This is a genomic window from Streptomyces sp. ID05-39B, from assembly GCF_033794725.1.
Lineage (GTDB): Bacteria > Actinomycetota > Actinomycetes > Streptomycetales > Streptomycetaceae > Streptomyces > Streptomyces bobili.
Window position 1 is genome coordinate 13,632 of the sequence record NZ_JARGEF010000092.1, and the last position, 15,065, is coordinate 28,696.

Below are 15,065 nucleotides of genomic sequence, written 5' to 3' on the forward strand. Positions count from 1 at the left end.
CCCTGTCACGACGTCTCCGCTTCTGTCACGGTCTCAGGGCCGGAGTGCACCTCCGACGGGGCGGGCGTATCCAGTTCTGGCAGAAGCTGCGTGATGACGCCGACCCGCTCCGCTCCCCCCGGGGCACTGGCCGCAGCCTCGGGCGTATCTCTCCGGTACCGGGCGATGACGGCCCTCAACTCCTGCCGCAAGGCGATGGCCTCTTCGGGCGTGAGCCGCAAGGCCAAGTCGCTCATGTCGAAGGTGTCCCGCCAAGCGCTGGGCATCGTCTGCAACTCGTTCAACGTCTGCTGAGTGCGCAAGGTGTACGTGGTGGCGACGGATTGCAGGAAGGCCAAAATGGCCTCGGGCTCTCGATCGACCAGCTCCCGGTCGTTGAGCTCCGTCATCTGATGTACGGAACGCCACCAGCGCTCTCGCGCGTTGCCGCGCTCGGTGTCCTCCTCAACGAAACCAGCCGCGCCGAGCTGGCGCAGGTGGTAACTGGCCGTCCCGGAATTCACGCCCAGCCGCTCCGCGAGACGGGTAGCTGTGGACGGGCCGTACCTCCGCAGCAGCCCAACCATGTGGACACGCACCGGATGCGCCATGGCACGCAGCCCCTTGGCATCCAGAACAACGGCGTCCTCTCCAACGTTCGGGCCATCCGGCCTCTCCACCGCATCAGTCATACGACGCACGGTAATCCACAAAGAGTCCTTCGCAAAGAGTCCTTCGCGAAGGACTCTTTGCGAAGGACTCTTTGTGGATTACCGTGCGTCGTATGACTGATGCGGTGGAGAGGCCGGATGGCCCGAACGTTGGAGAGGACGCCGTTGTTCTGGATGCCAAGGGGCTGCGTGCCATGGCGCATCCGGTGCGTGTCCACATGGTTGGGCTGCTGCGGAGGTACGGCCCGTCCACAGCTACCCGTCTCGCGGAGCGGCTGGGCGTGAATTCCGGGACGGCCAGTTACCACCTGCGCCAGCTCGGCGCGGCTGGTTTCGTTGAGGAGGACACCGAGCGCGGCAACGCGCGAGAGCGCTGGTGGCGTTCCGTACATCAGATGACGGAGCTCAACGACCGGGAGCTGGTCGATCGAGAGCCCGAGGCCATTTTGGCCTTCCTGCAATCCGTCGCCACCACGTACACCTTGCGCACTCAGCAGACGTTGAACGAGTTGCAGACGATGCCCAGCGCTTGGCGGGACACCTTCGACATGAGCGACTTGGCCTTGCGGCTCACGCCCGAAGAGGCCATCGCCTTGCGGCAGGAGTTGAGGGCCGTCATCGCCCGGTACCGGAGAGATACGCCCGAGGCTGCGGCCAGTGCCCCGGGGGGAGCGGAGCGGGTCGGCGTCATCACGCAGCTTCTGCCAGAACTGGATACGCCCGCCCCGTCGGAGGTGCACTCCGGCCCTGAGACCGTGACAGAAGCGGAGACGTCGTGACAGGGGCCGCTTTAAGCACCGACGGCATGCCCACAAAGCGGTCCTTACGCCCGCTGGGTGGGGTGCTGGCGGCCATGGCCGTGTCGCTGACCGGCACGCGGATCTCCGTTGTGGCACTGCCCTGGTTCGTCCTCGTCACGACCGGCAGCGCCACCCAGACCGGGCTGGTCGCCTTCTGCGAGATGGCGCCCTACGTGGTGGTCAAGGCGTTCACCGGGCCGCTGGTGGACCGGATCGGCCCGCGGGCCGTTTCCTGGACCACCGATCTGGCCAGCGCGACCGCCGCTGCTGCGGTTCCCCTGCTCCACGCCCTGGACCTGCTCTCCTTTCCCCTTCTGCTGGTTGTGGTCGCGCTGATCGGCGCGACCCGGGGACCCGGCGACCTGGCCAAGGAGGTGATGGTCCCGGAGGCGGCTGAACGCGGCCAGGTGCCGCTGGAGCGGGCCACCGGTCTGTCCGGCGTGATCGAGCGGCTCGCCTCCACCGTCGGCCTGGCGGTCGGCGGATCCCTCGTGGCTCTGCTCGGTCCCCTGACGGGGCTCGCCGTGAACGCGGGCTGCTTCGCCCTCGGATCGCTGATCATCAAACTCGCTCTGCCCCGCGGCATGGGGCACGCGGTCGAGGAAGCCCCCTCTCAGGCCGGGGGAACGGGACCGGGTTACTGGCGGCGGTTCGGCGAGGGCTTCACCTTCCTGCGCGGCGAGCCGCTGCTGCTCACCGTCATCGTCATGGTCGGCATCACCAACCTGCTGGACGCGGCGTTCACCTCGGTGCTCGTACCCGTCTGGGCCAGGGAGTCCGGCAACGGGCCGGCCGCGATCGGTCTGATGGGCAGCGTGATGGGGGCCGCGGCGGTCGGCGGGAGCCTGATCGCCGCAGTGGTCGCGCACCGGCTGCGGCGGCGGGTGGTGGTTCTCACCGGATTCCTGCTGCTCGGGGCACCGAGGTTCCTGATCCTCGCCTTCGATGCCCCGCTGGGGGTAGTACTGGCCGTCTTCGCAATCAGTGGGTTCGGCGCCGGCTTCATCAACCCAGTGCTGGGGGCCGTCCTCGTCGAGCGGGTTCCGCGCCGGATGCTGGGCCGGGTCAACGCGCTCGGTGACTCGCTGGCCTGGGCCGGCATCCCTCTCGGCGGGCTGATCGCCGGGGCGGCGGTGACCGCTGTCGGACTCATGCCGGTGCTGCTCACCTGCGGCGCCGCGTACTTCCTCACCACGAATCTGGCCGGACTGCGGCCGGAATGGCGCGAGATGGACCTTACGCGTGGGCGGGGTGTCGTGAAGACGCAACCCAAGGAAGACGCCTCACAAAGCAGTGCGAACACAGCGACATGACGTTTACGGGAGGGAGGTGGACCATCTGGCTTCCTTCTCCCTCCCATCGCTCCTTCTGGCCTCGCCCACGCTTCACGCACAGCAGTCTCGTGATGCCAAACCCGATCCCCGACTGGCCATGACTGTCTGTGTAGTTGGCCTCGACATCCATGGTGGTGCCGTGCCGCATCGCGCCCTCGATCATCGCGGCGACCTCGGAGGCCGTGCAGTTGATCAGCTGGGAGTGGCTGGCAGCGCCGCAAGCAGCACGGCCAGCCCGACCATAGCCCCGCCCAGCACAGCGAACGAGAACCAGGCATGGCGCCGCAACCACCCCAGCCACCCGGGCCACTCTGTCTCGGACACCGCCTTGACGAGCCCGACCAGCATCCTTGTCACGGCCCCGCCGGCGGCCACGATGGCGACCGTGATTCCCCGCCGAAGTCTCATGAGTGGGTCGTCTGCCGGAGCAGGGATTGTCCCGCTTCGACTGGCCGCCTCTGGCGCGGCACAGCCCTCCCGCTGTAGATCTGGTCACGAAGGCAACCCCCGAATCCGAAGCCTCAACGCGCATAATCGGACCAGCTCTCGCGGAACCTGATCAAGGTCGGCTCCCCGCCATACAGCGGCCCCTATCAGCCAATTCGTATGTGCCTCTCGATCGGGCGCACCGACGCTGCCTCCACGGAGTCGGCGAGAAGACCAGGTGAACGTGCTGCTGGTAGCGAGCAGAGAGCGATCGCCCGCGTTAATTGTGTAGTCAGCCCTGGTAGCGTCGCCAAACGCTTGATCACGGGCGCCCGTGAGGGTTGCCATCGGGGCGAAGAGGGAGAGCGACATGCGTGTGGCCACGTCGATAGGCGGGGTCCTGTTGGCGGCAGTCCTGGTGGCGGGGTGTAGCGGCGACAACGGTGACAGCAGCGACCAAGACAAGAACGGGTTCGCTCAGCCGAGCCACAAGGCGAAGCCGCTCGCTGAGTTGCACGTACCGTCGGCCTACGACCCCGCCAAAGGCTGGGACGCAACCTTGAACTGGGTTCCAGGTGTAGTGCGGACGATTCCCGTGACCGCCGTACCGCGCTCCGGTGCGATCGCCATGCTGCACGTCGCCTCGAACGGCTACACCGTCGAGGCGAAGGCCGCCGACACCGGCAAGGCCCGCTGGATTTCCGCGCCCTGGAACCCGCCCACGCCGGTCGAGGGTGCGGAGGGGGATGCGGAGTCCGGTGAGTTGGGAGAAATCCCGGATGTGACGGCGGTCGAGCAGGACGGGCGTGAGTACGTGCTTGCGTACGCGCACGGAATGCGGGGCAAGGACTCTCTCCACGAGGGGGCGGAGGTGGTGCGGCTCGCCGTGTACGCCGCCGACGCCTCGGGCACCTCGGTCAAGCCGCTGCGGGAGATCGATGTCCCCGTCTCGGCGGACCCCGGTGAGGTGCATGTGAGATCGACTGGTGGGCGGGTCCTCGTCGCCTGGGGTGGGAACGAGGCCTTTCCCCGCTCGGCTGCGGCGGTAGACGTGGCGACCGGAAAGGTCGACTCGTATCAGAAGCCGAACGGGCTGCTTTCCCAGTGTGCAACGACGGTGGCGTGCTCCAGTACCCGCGTGATGGCAGCCACGCCGGACGGCCCGCTGGTAAGCATGGGTACCGGAGGCTTCGGCCTTCCGGGCCGCTGGTTCAGCGACGACGTGCGCCCGCACGGCCTCGAAGCGAAGACAGGCATTGTCGGTTCCTGGAATGGCGATGCGTACGGCGTCGCCGACGGCAACCTTCTCGTCGGCTGGTCGACGGGCGGCAAGTTTGGCGCTCCGAACGACCCGCTGTGGTCAGTGCACGATGGGCGAACGGGCAAGCTCCGGGCCAGCATGGTCTGTGCGTATGACGTCGCGGACTCCAATGAAGCTCGCGACTACCCCGTGATTACTTCGCCGGACGGCCGCTACCTGGCAGCCGGACCAGTTGTCTTTGATCTGAAGCGAGGCAAGGGCACCTGTCTGGAGGGTGACGGCGACCGCAAGACGATCGCGCTCGCCGCGATCCGCGACGACGGCACGGCTTACGGGGCGGTCCTGGGGAAGTCGGCGGCCAGCGGCTCGGAGGCGGTCGTCGCGGAGTTGAACCTGGCGACCGGCACAGGGGAGCCGAAGGTTCTCGATGCAGGCGTGCGCGTTCCGTACCTCACCAGCGTTAAAGGGTCGGGCCTGTTCCTTGATCGTGATGACGATGCGAATGTGCGGGTTTCGCTGCGGCGTGAACGTTGACACCCGCGTCGCCGGTTGCGCGGCGAGTAGCCCTACCGTGACCGTCCATCCACTGAGCGCTCCCTATATCCGCCGAGGCATGGCGGGCGGTCCAGTGCGCCGGCGCCACTGATCTCCTCTGTCCGGACCTCTACTGGGCGATGTCGCGCCACCATTCGGCGACGCGGTTGTCCATCCAATAGAGCATCTCGGCTTTGCCTGTCGTGCTGTCGGAACCGCCCTGGCTGTTGTCGATGGGCCAGCGCTTCTCTTTGAACAGATGGGAGGAGATACGACTGAGGGCCGCGTGTTCGTTTCTCTGCTGGCGTTCCTGGAGTCCGGAGCGCTGGAGGAGCTCCGTGAAGGTGATCTTCTCGTCGGGCCGTTCGGCGGTTACCTCGAAGAGCGCGCGGACGCCGGGAAGGTGGCCCACCCTGCTCCACAGCAGCGAGACCTGTGCCTTCGTCCACAGCCCTTGGCGTCCGAGGTCGACGGCGACGTCGGTTCCGTCGATGTCGGCGAGCAGGCCGTTCAGCTTGGTGTGGAGTGATTCGACGTCGGCGAGTGCGGCGACGACCGCCGCGCGCATGGTCGGGTGGTCCATGACAGAGCCTCCAGTTTCGGCTTCGTAGACGAATCCGTACGTCTCTGACGGTATGGACTCGTCCACGAAACCGCAAGGGTTCGGAGAGTAATCATCTCTGTCGTCCGAGAGCCGCGCCCAAGAACCAAGAAGGACCAGTACGAGGCGAGCCTGTTGCCTCCTCTTGGTCCTCTCGTCTCCCGCCCAGGGTCAGCTGTCCTGGGTGCCGTTCGTGGACCACTCGTTGGCGAACTGCTCCATCTGCTTCAGGACCAAGTCGATGGACTCCGGGGCCTCGTCCGGCAGGTAGTTGCGGCGGGCCAGGAGACGCTTGATGGCGCTGCGGAGGCGGGCGCGGACTGGCTCGCGGGCGATCCAGTCCGGCTTGAGCTTGCTGCGGACCTCCGCAACCACCCGCGTCGATGCGCCGGAGGAACCGGGCGGAGAGTCCCGGCCGTGGTACATCGGGCGCCGCGGGGTGAGGGACAGCGCGAACGATCCGGTTGTTCTGCTGTGGACCAACCCCCTGGCGAAGACCTGGATCGAGACCCGGCCCGAGAACCCGGGCGAGGTGGTCCTGCGTCGGCAGCTCCGCTGCATACAGCGGATCGTCGCGGACACCGCCTTTGGCTCCTCCGGGGTAAGTAGTCACCAGTAGCCGACGTTCCGTTCAGCGTAGTGAACGCCGACGGCTCCACCGAGTCCGGCTCCCTGATCGACGAGATCGTCCGCGAGGGCACCCGGCGGATGCTCGCCGCCGCGCTGGAGGCCGAAGTCAACCAGTACATAGCCGAGTTGGCCTCGGAGATGGACGAGGCCGGGCGCCGCCTGGTGGTCCGCAACGGCCACCACCGGCCGAGGACCGTGACCACTGCCGCAGGTTCCGTCGAGGTCACGGCCCCGCGCGTCAACGACACGCGGGTGGACGAGGCCACCGGCGAGCGGATGCGGTTCTCCTCGAAGATCCTGCCGCCGTGGTGCCGCAAGTCACCCAAAGTCAGTGAGGTGCTGCCGCTGCTCTACCTGCACGGGCTGTCTTCGGGCGACTTCGTGCCCGCGCTGGAGCAGTTCCTCGGCTCGACGGCCGGCCTGTCGCCAGCCACCGTGCAGGCCCACCGGCCGCCTCCTGCTCGCCCACCTCGCGGATCCGACGCGGCACCGCATCCTCCAGATGCGGCGCCGGGCCGGCGCCAGACAGGAAGTACGCGACAGCATCGATGGGCGTCCCGCCCGCCGGTGGCAGCTCGGCCAGCCAACGCTCAACGTTGAAGACCGCCCGGGCCAGATGCCCGGCTAGGGCCTGTCTGATGTTGTGATTGCCGGGCGGTTTTGGAGGCTGCGGATCCAGAGAAGTGCCGCGCGGAGTTCAAAGGCCGGCTTGGTAGTTGGCGGGGTCCTTGTCGTAGCGGGGTGGCGAGGCCCCGCCATGCCTTGATCTTATTGATGCCGCGTTCGACGGTGTTGCGCCCACGGTAGAGGTCGCGGTCGCAGGTGACGGGACGCCCGCCACGCGAGCCCTTCTTCCGGCGGTTGGCCGCCTGGTCCCTCGGCTCGGCGATCACGGCCTTGATTCCGCGTCTGCGCAGGTAGGTGCGGTTGCGGCGGGAGGAGTACGCCTTGTCGCCGGCAATGGCCCGGGCCGGGTCCGGGGCCTGCCGGCCGGCCCGCGGACCTTGATCTTCTCCAGGCGGGAATGAACTGAGGGCTGTCACCCGCCTGCCCGACGGTGACGATGACGGCCAGCGGGCGGCAGGCGGAGTCGATCGCGAGATGGATCTTCGTGGTGAGGCCGCCACGGGAGCGGCCCACACTTGCTGCCGCCAGGCGGGCCCTGCGGCGCCTGGTCAGCCGTCGGCGCTCTTGGACGGCGGGGTCTTGGTGTCCGTCTTGTTCCTTGCCTGTGCCCCTTTTTCGGCGGCTGCCTTCTCCAAGGCGTCCAGCACCTCGGCGTCGACGGGCAGTCCCGCCGCGTCGTGGTGGGCCCGGGCCGTGGTCGAGCCCACGCTGACCAGCGACAGGTCCACCTTGCCCTGCCGGGCAGCCTCGGCTATCACGCCGTCGAGCAGCGCGGTGAAACACCCCGGCCTTCCGCCAGTGGCGGAACCGGTCGTAGACGGTCTGCCACGGCCCGAAGCACTCGGGCATCTCTCGCCACTCGGCCCCGGACCGGAACTTCCACACGACGCCTTCGAACTGGGCCCTCGGGTTCTGCGGATACGGGCCGAAGGCGCCGATCGGCAGGAAGGGCGCAATGAAGTCCCACTCACCATCGGTCAGTTGTGCTCGAGTCACGGGCATTGTTCTACCGAAGATCTCGGCCCGACGGGCCGAAACCCCGGCAGAGAGATCACAACATCAGACAGGACCTAGTTCCCCCTTGCCGTCAAGGAGGGGCTTCTCTGGTCGTGCCACGTTATCGGCCCGTCAGCGCTGGTTGGCCGGGGCCAGAAGAGCGCGTACCGCACGGCTGAAACCGCGCAGCGGGCTGGCGCCGGCCATCGTAATGAGGGCCACCGCGATCAGTCCTGCCCAGGACAGAAGCTTCAGGATTTCGGCGGCCGGCATCCCCGTGAGCGTGAGGACTCCGGCGAGTACGAGGATGGTCACGATGACTGCGGCTTCACCGCCGCCCAACTGCCTGGAGATGTGGGTAGAACCGGTGCGCGCGACGCACGCGAGGTGACGCTCAGACACGGGAGTGCTCCGTTTGTTCGGGACGCCCTGCGGCGCATGCCACAGGCCATGTTGCCACGCTGCCTTCCCCCGACTCCACGGCGTGCTGGGGCTGCAGGCGCAGGCGCTGGACGGCCTCGGGCGCCATCAGGAGGCCGAGCAAGTGCGTTGCTGGCTTCAGGAGCGTCCGCTCCCGCCTGCTCCTCATAAGTGACCGGTGACGAGCAATTCTGTGAGAGGTCCGGAGTGTGGTCCGCCTTGACGCCCAGGCAGCCTGGCTGTAGCACATCACGACGTCCCCGAACTGTCATGCGCCTTCCGGCGCACGTGCCGCACGGCGCCAGCTTCGGAGATTGCGCTGCACACCTACGACGCCAGAATTCCCGGGATGTGCTTCGCAGCCACGGGTGGTCGGCCCGTACGCGCGGTTGGCTTGAGCCCAGCGCATCCCTTTCTTCACAGGGTTCCCGGGCACTCTCTATGATCCGGAAATGCCATCCGACAGCGCCACCCCACTCGATCACGCCATGGCCAGCGTCCGCGATATCGATACCACTGACCAGGCGACTTCCCGGATCATCACCGGACTGACCTTATGGTGGTTCCTCTTTCCCGTCGCACTCTGTGTGGGTTTGAGCATCGTGTCCGGGCCGTCGCCCCATGTCTTCTGGGAGGGGGTCGCCAGGGTCTTGCTCTGGGTTGGCCTGGGCGGTGCGGCAGTCGCTCCTGTCGCTGGATTTGTGGTGGCGTTGGCCAGACGGCGGCGGGCCTGCTGGCGCTTTGCCGCCATGACTGCCTTGTCCACCACGGGGTTCGTCTTCATCCTCCTGGCGCTCGCCCAAGCGTGATTTCTTGACGGGCACCACCACCCTCCCCTGCTTCCATCCCGTCTACCTTCGGCCCACACGTATCTGGAGCGGGCGTGGTTCAGGGCGACAAGGTGGAGCGCGCCACTGTACGAACGACCTTGACGCCCTGGGCCGCGTCTGCTCGACTTTGCCTGCGCCGAAGGCAGGCAGGAGCCGGTCCTTCCCTGACCGTCAGAAGCGCAAGGCCGAAGAGTGGCTGGCTGAGACGGCTGCCGACATGTCTCGTGGTGAGTACGTCGATCCCAAGGCCGCCCGGACGACCTTCCAGCAGTACGCGGAGCGCTGGATCGCCGGGCAGACGACCGACCTGAACACACGCATCGGGACGGAGACCCGTCTTCGGCTGCACGCCTTCCCCCGCATCGGGGCACGTCCGCTTGGGTCCTTCCGCCCGGTCCACGTCCGCGAGTTCGTGCGCGACCTGGAGAACGACTCGATAGGCGGCAGCTACGCCCGCAACATCTACGCCAACGTCCGCGCGGTGCTGTCGGCCGCCGTGGATGACGGCCACCTCGCCCGGAATCCGTGCTCGGCGGCGTCCGTCCGCCCGCCGGCCGTCTCGGCCGCCCGGGTCATGCTGTGGCTCCCGTCCCAAGTCCATGCCGTCCGCGACGCTCTGCCGGACCGGTACCAAGCCATGGTCGCCGTGGGCGGCGGCTGCGGTCTCCGGCAGGGCGAAATCATCGGCCTGGCAGAAGACGCCGTACAGCTCGACGGAGACACGCTGCGGGTCACCACTCAGATCAAGCTGATCCGGGGTGTCTCCGTCTTCGCTCCCCCCAAGGGCAACAAGGAGCGAGACGTGCCGCTGCCGTCCTCGGTGGCCTCCGCCCTGCGCCGGCACACGACGAGTCACCCGCCCGTGGGCATCAAACTGCCGTGGATCAAGCCGGACGGCCCGCTCACCGAGCGACGCCTGATCTTCACTAACACGGCCGACGGAATCGTATGGCGAAGCAACTTCAACATCCAGGAGTGGAAGCCCGCCCTCGCAGCCGCCGGCCTTATCCCGACGCCCGAACCCGGAAAGCCGTACGCCTCCGCCCGGCAGCACGGGGTGCACGCCCTTCGCCACTTCTACGCCTCGGTCCTCCTGGACGCGGGCGAGAGCATCAAGGCCGTGAGCAGCAGCGAGCGAGCCCGCCGGGCCCTGGATGGTGTCTTCGACTCAGCCCAGGAACCCTGACGGCCCAGAGACGGCCCACCGGGGACAAGACAGCCTCCTGCTGGCGAGAACATCGTTGGTAGGGGGCTTCTTCGTGCCCGTAGTACGTGAGTTCTCCGTACACCGCGACCGGCCCGACGTCCGTCCCGGCGGGATCAAGCAGCCGGTACGGCTCCGAGCGCAGATCTGGGCCTTGCCCATCTCTCTCGACCATGAGGCGGGACGACAGCCACGCGCTTTACGGGCTGTCCGCTGAACTGGGCAAACCCGCCCTGCAGTTCAGCCGACAGGTACACGCCCTGATGCTCCAGGACATCCTCCGCTGGCCCCCTGTGGGGCAGAGTTACTTGAGCAGTCTGCAGTGTCGGACCCTCCAGGTAGGGTTCCCATTGTGATGTGAGCTGGTGTTGGAGGAAATATGGCGAGACGAATGCGGGACGGGGCGTTCCGGATAGAGCAGGAGCAGGGGCGCTACGCCCCTCACGTACGTCCGATCAATGAGATGGTCGACGCCTTGCGCGACCAGGACGAGCGTGGCTGGATGCCGCACGTCGCCCCCTGGCACGGCGGCGTGGACGCGCGCGCCCTGTCGATCCTGCGGGACCCGGGCCCCAAGACACAGGAGGGTGTCGGCTCCGGATTTCTGTGCGTGGAGAACGACGATCCGACAGCGGAGCTTCAGGTCCAGCTCTTCGAGGGGGCGGGGATCGCGCCGCGAGACGTCACTCCCTGGAACGCCTACCCCTGGTACATCAACCGCTCGCCGAAAGCGGCCGAGCTTCAGGCCGGCGTCGAGGTCCTGAAACAGCTGCTGGGGTTGATGCCCAAGGCCGAGGTCGTGCTTCTCCAGGGCAGCGAAGCCCAGGACGCGTGGCGCCGCCTGCTCAAGACGCACCCCGGAGTTGTCCGTGAACGGAGTCTGAAGGTGGTCAGCACCTACCACCCGGGACGGCAGGCTCTCTTCGTGCGAGACCCGGATGAACGCACCCGCCGCGCACAGCACAGAGTCGACTCCTGCCAGACCGTCGGCGACGTGCTCCGTGGGGTGGGCGGGCTTCTGTAGAAATCGGCAATGCTGAGGTGGACCAGGGATGGTCGACAGCTTCGACCTTGTCGTCGACATCGGCGGCGTACCCAACAGGCGGCGCAACCCAGACGAGGACCACGTCCTGATCCGGTGCGTCCGACCCGCTCCCTCCGAAGGTGGCTCCTTCGCCTTCGACGCGTACGGCTTCGTCGACAGCCTCGCGTCAACCGACCCCGACCTCCTGGACTTCCTCACCGGCACCGACGTCGACCTGCACGGCGAGTCGGCACAACAGCACGGACTGCCCGCGCGTCGGCCGGGACCTCGAGTACACCTCCACCGGCTGGCCCTTTGGCAGGTCGCTGAAGTCCACCACGGTCCACGGCCGCGTCACACTGCCCTGGGGCAACAGGGCCTCGGTGAGCTCGTTCTTGACCGTATGGTCGATCTCGCCGCGCAGAGTGACCACCGAACGTCATCGACGGCGGTGTGGCCGACCGACAGGCCGGGCCGAGCCGTTCCGTGGGTTTTGGTCAACCGTTTCCTCGCCGGCGGGGCCCGGGCCCCGACACAAGATGCATTGACAGCCTGCCCCGACATTAAGGTGAACACCCGTTCGGCCGGGTGCGTAGGCCCGGATCCGGTCCTCGGCCCGTGCCCGGAGCCGGTGACGCAGCTCGAGGGCGGCGATCGGCCGGCCGGTGGTGTTGGTCGCGAAGCAGGTGATCCGCATGCCGTCCGCGTCCGTGATCCTCAACTGGGCGCCGGGATGGGGCCGTTCCTTGCGGACGATCAGCCGCATGCCCTTGGGCCAGCCGTCAAGGAGCTTGCCGGTGAGCTCGGCGACCCAGGCCCCGTCCCGCGCCTCACCGTCGTTCTCGATGGCCGGGGTCCAGGCCGAGGCGGGGACCTTCAGTACGTGTTCGTGGATCGCTTCGCTGACCGTCATGCCGACCGAGTAGGACAGCCATCGGCCCCGCTTCGCGGGCCAGGACACGAAGTCATGGCTGCCGCCGGCGGAGTGCGTGCGGATCAGCGTCTGCCGTCCTCGCCGGTATCGCTTGGGCAGTTGGGCCAGGGCGAGTTGGGCGGTGGTGATGTGGTCGGCAGCGGTGTTGGAGCCCGCGTTTCCCGGTCTGAGGAGGGTGGCGACGGGCTCTCCGGTTCCGCCCGGTCCGTGGTCGACGAAGGCCGTCAGGGGGTGATGGCCGTAGGTCTTCTTCCAGGTTGGCGCCGCGTCCTGCTTGTCGGAGTGGGCGATCACGAGGACGCCGTCGAGGTCGACGGTGACCTGACCGTCGGCGTCCGGGGCGTTCTCGCCGGCCAACGACCAGGCACGATGGCGGACTCCGGGGCGTGCGGACCGGATGGCCTGCAGGGCCTTCTCGCCGGACGCGGCGAGGGTGCCGATCAGGCGGAAGACGGTCGGATCGGAGGCGACCGGGCCGAAGACGGCCGGCTCACACCGCAGCATCGCGACGTCCGCGAGGCAGTCCCCGCCCAGTGCGACCGCCAGGGCAACGTCCAGGAGGATCTTGCCGGGATCGTGGACGGCCCGCGGCTTCCGCCACGGAGCCAGAGCTGCGGATATCGCCTGGTCAAGGCCCGTCTTGCGGACCGTCTCCAGCAGCAGGACCGCACCTGCCTGCGAGACCACCTGCCGACCGTCTCCCCGGACACGGACATGTGGGTACGACGAGATATGCTCTCTCACCTGGAAAGTGCTCTTTCCCCTGCAGCCAACAGGACCCTCAGCAAGTCCTATCGTTGCAGGTCAAGGGCACTTTCCGTGTTTCTGATCAACTCTTGGACAGCCCACCTCGTGAAAGCGCGAGGCTCACTTCGCAGGCCGGCCCACCGTGCCTTGTGCGGGCGGACCTCACGGAACCGTTGTGCCGGTGACCTTGACCGAGGCCCCCCGGCACCAGCGACGACGACGTGATACAGCGCGCGCCGCCGGCCGCGCGGTTCTGGCCATCAGACCTGCCCCAAGGCCCGAATAGGCCAGCAGGATCGTCACAGCCGCAAAATGGGGCTCGTCAGCTGGACAAGGCAGCGATGGCTGCGGTCGCCGCGGCGGAGAGGGTGATGACCGCGACGAAGGCAGTGGCGGCGCGGGTGAGGGCGGCGGGGTAGGTGGCACCGTCCATGCGGGCGAGCTTGCCCGCACCGGCCGCAACAGTAGACCCGCGACAAGCATTTATTGCGGCGGACGCTGCCCACTGGAGCAGGGGAACCGGCTCGGGCAACTTCGTCGTGGACGGCGTCGCGGCCTTGGGCCTCGTAGGCTGTTCGTTGATCCGAACAAGGGGGGGACATGGCGACGTGGGGTTTGGTCATCGAGACGACGGTCGGCATCGGGGAGCGTAAACACGCGGAGGCGTACGTGCTGGCGCAGCTGGAGGGGACGCGCGACGAGGCGCTCGTGGAGCTGGAGCAGCGCGCCCGGCACCATTCACCGGAGCATCCAAGGAGCCCCAAACGGCGCCGGCTCTTCCGGGAGAGTGACGGGTTCCTTCTGGTCATCGATGGTGCCTGGCAGTCGTTCAGCACTCGGTTCACGGTCGCGGAGCTGCTGGAAGACAGCGCCGCACCGGCTCAGCTCGCGCAGCCTCGCAAGGGCGAATCGAATCCGGCGGCTGCCGCGCCGCCTCCGCCCTCCCCACCGCCCGTGGAGCGGTATGCGGATGGGGTGCCGGTACGGCCGGCGTGGCTGGGCCGCAAAGACCTGACGTAGCAGCAGTATGGCCAATGAGTCGGCGGCTGGTTGGTTGGTTGGTTACAGCAGCACGCTCGATACGGTGTAGAGAACGCGTAAAGAGTCGGCGCGTGGTGTGCCGGGAAGTCGGCGCCCTGGGGGTGTTCCCCTTTTCCGCCGACGCCCTGAAGGTCTCCTCACCGTGTCCGAAGTTCGCTTCTGGTACGTCCTCGGCAGCGACGCCGACGCCTGCCTGGCCCAGAAGTGTCGCGCTGGAGGCCAGGGTGCCCGCCCAGTCTCTAGTGACCTGAGTCAGAGATTCGTCGGTCGACCTCGGTCTTCTGCCCTGGCCCGAACGCCAGGCCGTTGCCCGGGCGTTGCGCACGGAGCCCGTCGGCGGGCTGGTCCTGTTGGCCGCGGTGGTGGCGCTGGTGTGGGCGAACAGCCCACTGGCCTCCTCCTACACCGCACTTCGCGGCGCATGGTCAGCCTTGCCGCCCGGACGAGCGGGCTCACCGGCGGAGGCCAGGTTCACCGTCGCCGCAGCAGGGGCCGTGGCGAGGAATCCGGCACCGATCAGGGTCAAGGGGCTCCTGGACTTCGCCTTGTGCGTGCTGCGCTGGTGGTTCCTACTCATGTCCGGCTCCTCAGATGGTCTCCGCCGCCTGCCAAGATCGGTGACGGCCATGACCAGAGTTACCGGTGGGGCTGACGTGCCGATTCAGTTTGACCGCCGCGTCAGCGTCTCGTAAGGAATTCACCACCCCATCCGCCCAGCACGGTCCCCGGTGTCAGCAGCGGTGAGGGCGAAGACGGGGACGGTGAAGGGCTGCCGGTCGGATCTCCGGCCGTAGGCGATGGGGAGTGGGTGGCGGCACCACATGCTGAGGCAACCCGAGCGAGGGCTCTCTCCGCTGCCGGGCAGCAGGATGAAGTACACCAGGGCCGCGCCGGCCACCGCCGCAGCGCCGGCGGCCGCCGGCCAGTGGCGACGCAGCCAGTCCAGTGAGTCTGTTCTACCGACCGACTCAGCAGGGCCGGCGGGCGGGGGTTGGATCGGTTCCGG

Annotated in this window: 15 protein-coding genes and 3 pseudogenes; 8 read left to right on the forward strand and 10 right to left on the reverse strand. The window is 67.7% G+C overall.

Going from position 1 to position 15,065, the window contains the following annotated elements; translation table 11 throughout:
- Positions 1–5: 5 nt before the first annotated feature.
- The gene (locus P1P75_RS20725) at positions 6–671 is read right to left on the reverse strand and encodes a helix-turn-helix domain-containing protein (RefSeq protein WP_319257521.1); all 666 of its coding nucleotides are present in this window, start codon (positions 669–671) and stop codon (positions 6–8) included.
- 92 nt (positions 672–763) lie between these two features.
- Between P1P75_RS20725 and P1P75_RS20730 the strand changes: the two genes are divergently transcribed.
- Both P1P75_RS20730 and P1P75_RS20735 read left to right on the forward strand, forming a co-directional pair.
- Positions 764–1,429: a helix-turn-helix domain-containing protein gene (locus tag P1P75_RS20730; protein ID WP_319257521.1), complete on the forward strand. Its 666-nt coding sequence runs from the start codon at positions 764–766 to the stop codon at positions 1,427–1,429.
- 26 nt (positions 1,430–1,455) lie between these two features.
- Positions 1,456–2,763 (forward strand): MFS transporter, encoded by a 1,308-nt coding sequence (locus P1P75_RS20735; RefSeq protein ID WP_319257519.1) that lies wholly within the window; start codon positions 1,456–1,458, stop codon positions 2,761–2,763.
- On the opposite strand, the gene P1P75_RS42055 is transcribed toward P1P75_RS20735, so the two are convergent.
- The gene (locus P1P75_RS42055; RefSeq protein ID WP_369076343.1) at positions 2,687–3,316 is read right to left on the reverse strand and encodes a Tn3 family transposase; all 630 of its coding nucleotides are present in this window, start codon (positions 3,314–3,316) and stop codon (positions 2,687–2,689) included. The two genes, P1P75_RS20735 and P1P75_RS42055, sit on opposite strands and share 77 nt — an antisense overlap.
- A gap of 264 nt (positions 3,317–3,580) precedes the next feature.
- Here P1P75_RS42055 and P1P75_RS20740 point away from each other — a divergent pair, with 264 nt between their 5' ends.
- Complete coding sequence (locus P1P75_RS20740) at positions 3,581–5,005, forward strand: hypothetical protein (RefSeq protein ID WP_319257517.1); 1,425 nt, start codon at positions 3,581–3,583, stop codon at positions 5,003–5,005.
- A 130-nt stretch (positions 5,006–5,135) separates the two neighbouring features.
- On the opposite strand, the gene P1P75_RS20745 is transcribed toward P1P75_RS20740, so the two are convergent.
- Positions 5,136–5,588 carry a hypothetical protein gene (locus tag P1P75_RS20745; RefSeq protein ID WP_319257516.1) on the reverse strand — a complete coding sequence of 151 codons (453 nt, stop codon included), beginning with the start codon at positions 5,586–5,588 and terminating at the stop codon, positions 5,136–5,138.
- A gap of 189 nt (positions 5,589–5,777) precedes the next feature.
- On the reverse strand, positions 5,778–6,188 hold the full coding sequence (locus P1P75_RS20750) for a type I restriction enzyme endonuclease domain-containing protein (protein ID WP_319257514.1): 411 nt from the start codon (positions 6,186–6,188) through the stop codon (positions 5,778–5,780).
- A 57-nt stretch (positions 6,189–6,245) separates the two neighbouring features.
- On the opposite strand from P1P75_RS20750, the pseudogene P1P75_RS20755 reads away from it, so the two are divergent.
- Positions 6,246–6,674, forward strand: a pseudogene (locus P1P75_RS20755) (transposase); the annotation flags it as partial.
- Positions 6,675–6,860: 186 nt separating this feature from the next.
- Here P1P75_RS20755 and P1P75_RS20760 read toward each other — a convergent pair.
- Together P1P75_RS20760 and P1P75_RS20765 are read right to left on the reverse strand one after the other, a co-directional pair.
- Positions 6,861–7,859, reverse strand: a pseudogene (locus tag P1P75_RS20760) (IS5 family transposase).
- A gap of 132 nt (positions 7,860–7,991) precedes the next feature.
- Positions 7,992–8,261, reverse strand: a complete 270-nt coding sequence (locus P1P75_RS20765) for a hypothetical protein (protein ID WP_319257512.1) — start codon at positions 8,259–8,261, stop codon at positions 7,992–7,994.
- A gap of 470 nt (positions 8,262–8,731) precedes the next feature.
- Here P1P75_RS20765 and P1P75_RS20770 point away from each other — a divergent pair, with 470 nt between their 5' ends.
- From P1P75_RS20770 to P1P75_RS20780, 3 genes are all read left to right on the forward strand, one after another.
- Positions 8,732–9,088, forward strand: a complete 357-nt coding sequence (locus P1P75_RS20770; protein ID WP_319257511.1) for a hypothetical protein — start codon at positions 8,732–8,734, stop codon at positions 9,086–9,088.
- Between the two features lie 238 nt (positions 9,089–9,326).
- Complete coding sequence (locus tag P1P75_RS20775) at positions 9,327–10,295, forward strand: tyrosine-type recombinase/integrase (protein WP_319257509.1); 969 nt, start codon at positions 9,327–9,329, stop codon at positions 10,293–10,295.
- Between the two features lie 397 nt (positions 10,296–10,692).
- Positions 10,693–11,337 (forward strand): uracil-DNA glycosylase, encoded by a 645-nt coding sequence (locus P1P75_RS20780; protein ID WP_319257507.1) that lies wholly within the window; start codon positions 10,693–10,695, stop codon positions 11,335–11,337.
- Positions 11,338–11,524: 187 nt separating this feature from the next.
- Here P1P75_RS20780 and P1P75_RS20785 read toward each other — a convergent pair whose 3' ends face one another.
- Both P1P75_RS20785 and P1P75_RS20790 read right to left on the reverse strand, forming a co-directional pair.
- Positions 11,525–11,770: a hypothetical protein gene (locus P1P75_RS20785; RefSeq protein WP_319257505.1), complete on the reverse strand. Its 246-nt coding sequence runs from the start codon at positions 11,768–11,770 to the stop codon at positions 11,525–11,527.
- Positions 11,771–11,935: 165 nt separating this feature from the next.
- A pseudogene (locus P1P75_RS20790) lies at positions 11,936–13,015 on the reverse strand (IS1380 family transposase); the annotation flags it as partial.
- 603 nt (positions 13,016–13,618) lie between these two features.
- Here P1P75_RS20790 and P1P75_RS20795 point away from each other — a divergent pair.
- The gene (locus P1P75_RS20795) at positions 13,619–14,038 is read left to right on the forward strand and encodes a hypothetical protein (protein WP_319257503.1); all 420 of its coding nucleotides are present in this window, start codon (positions 13,619–13,621) and stop codon (positions 14,036–14,038) included.
- Between the two features lie 421 nt (positions 14,039–14,459).
- On the opposite strand, the gene P1P75_RS20800 is transcribed toward P1P75_RS20795, so the two are convergent.
- Together P1P75_RS20800 and P1P75_RS20805 are read right to left on the reverse strand one after the other, a co-directional pair.
- Positions 14,460–14,636, reverse strand: a complete 177-nt coding sequence (locus tag P1P75_RS20800; RefSeq protein WP_319257501.1) for a hypothetical protein — start codon at positions 14,634–14,636, stop codon at positions 14,460–14,462.
- 120 nt (positions 14,637–14,756) lie between these two features.
- The coding region (locus tag P1P75_RS20805) for a hypothetical protein (protein ID WP_319257500.1) at positions 14,757–15,065 on the reverse strand (309 nt) is incomplete at its 5' end.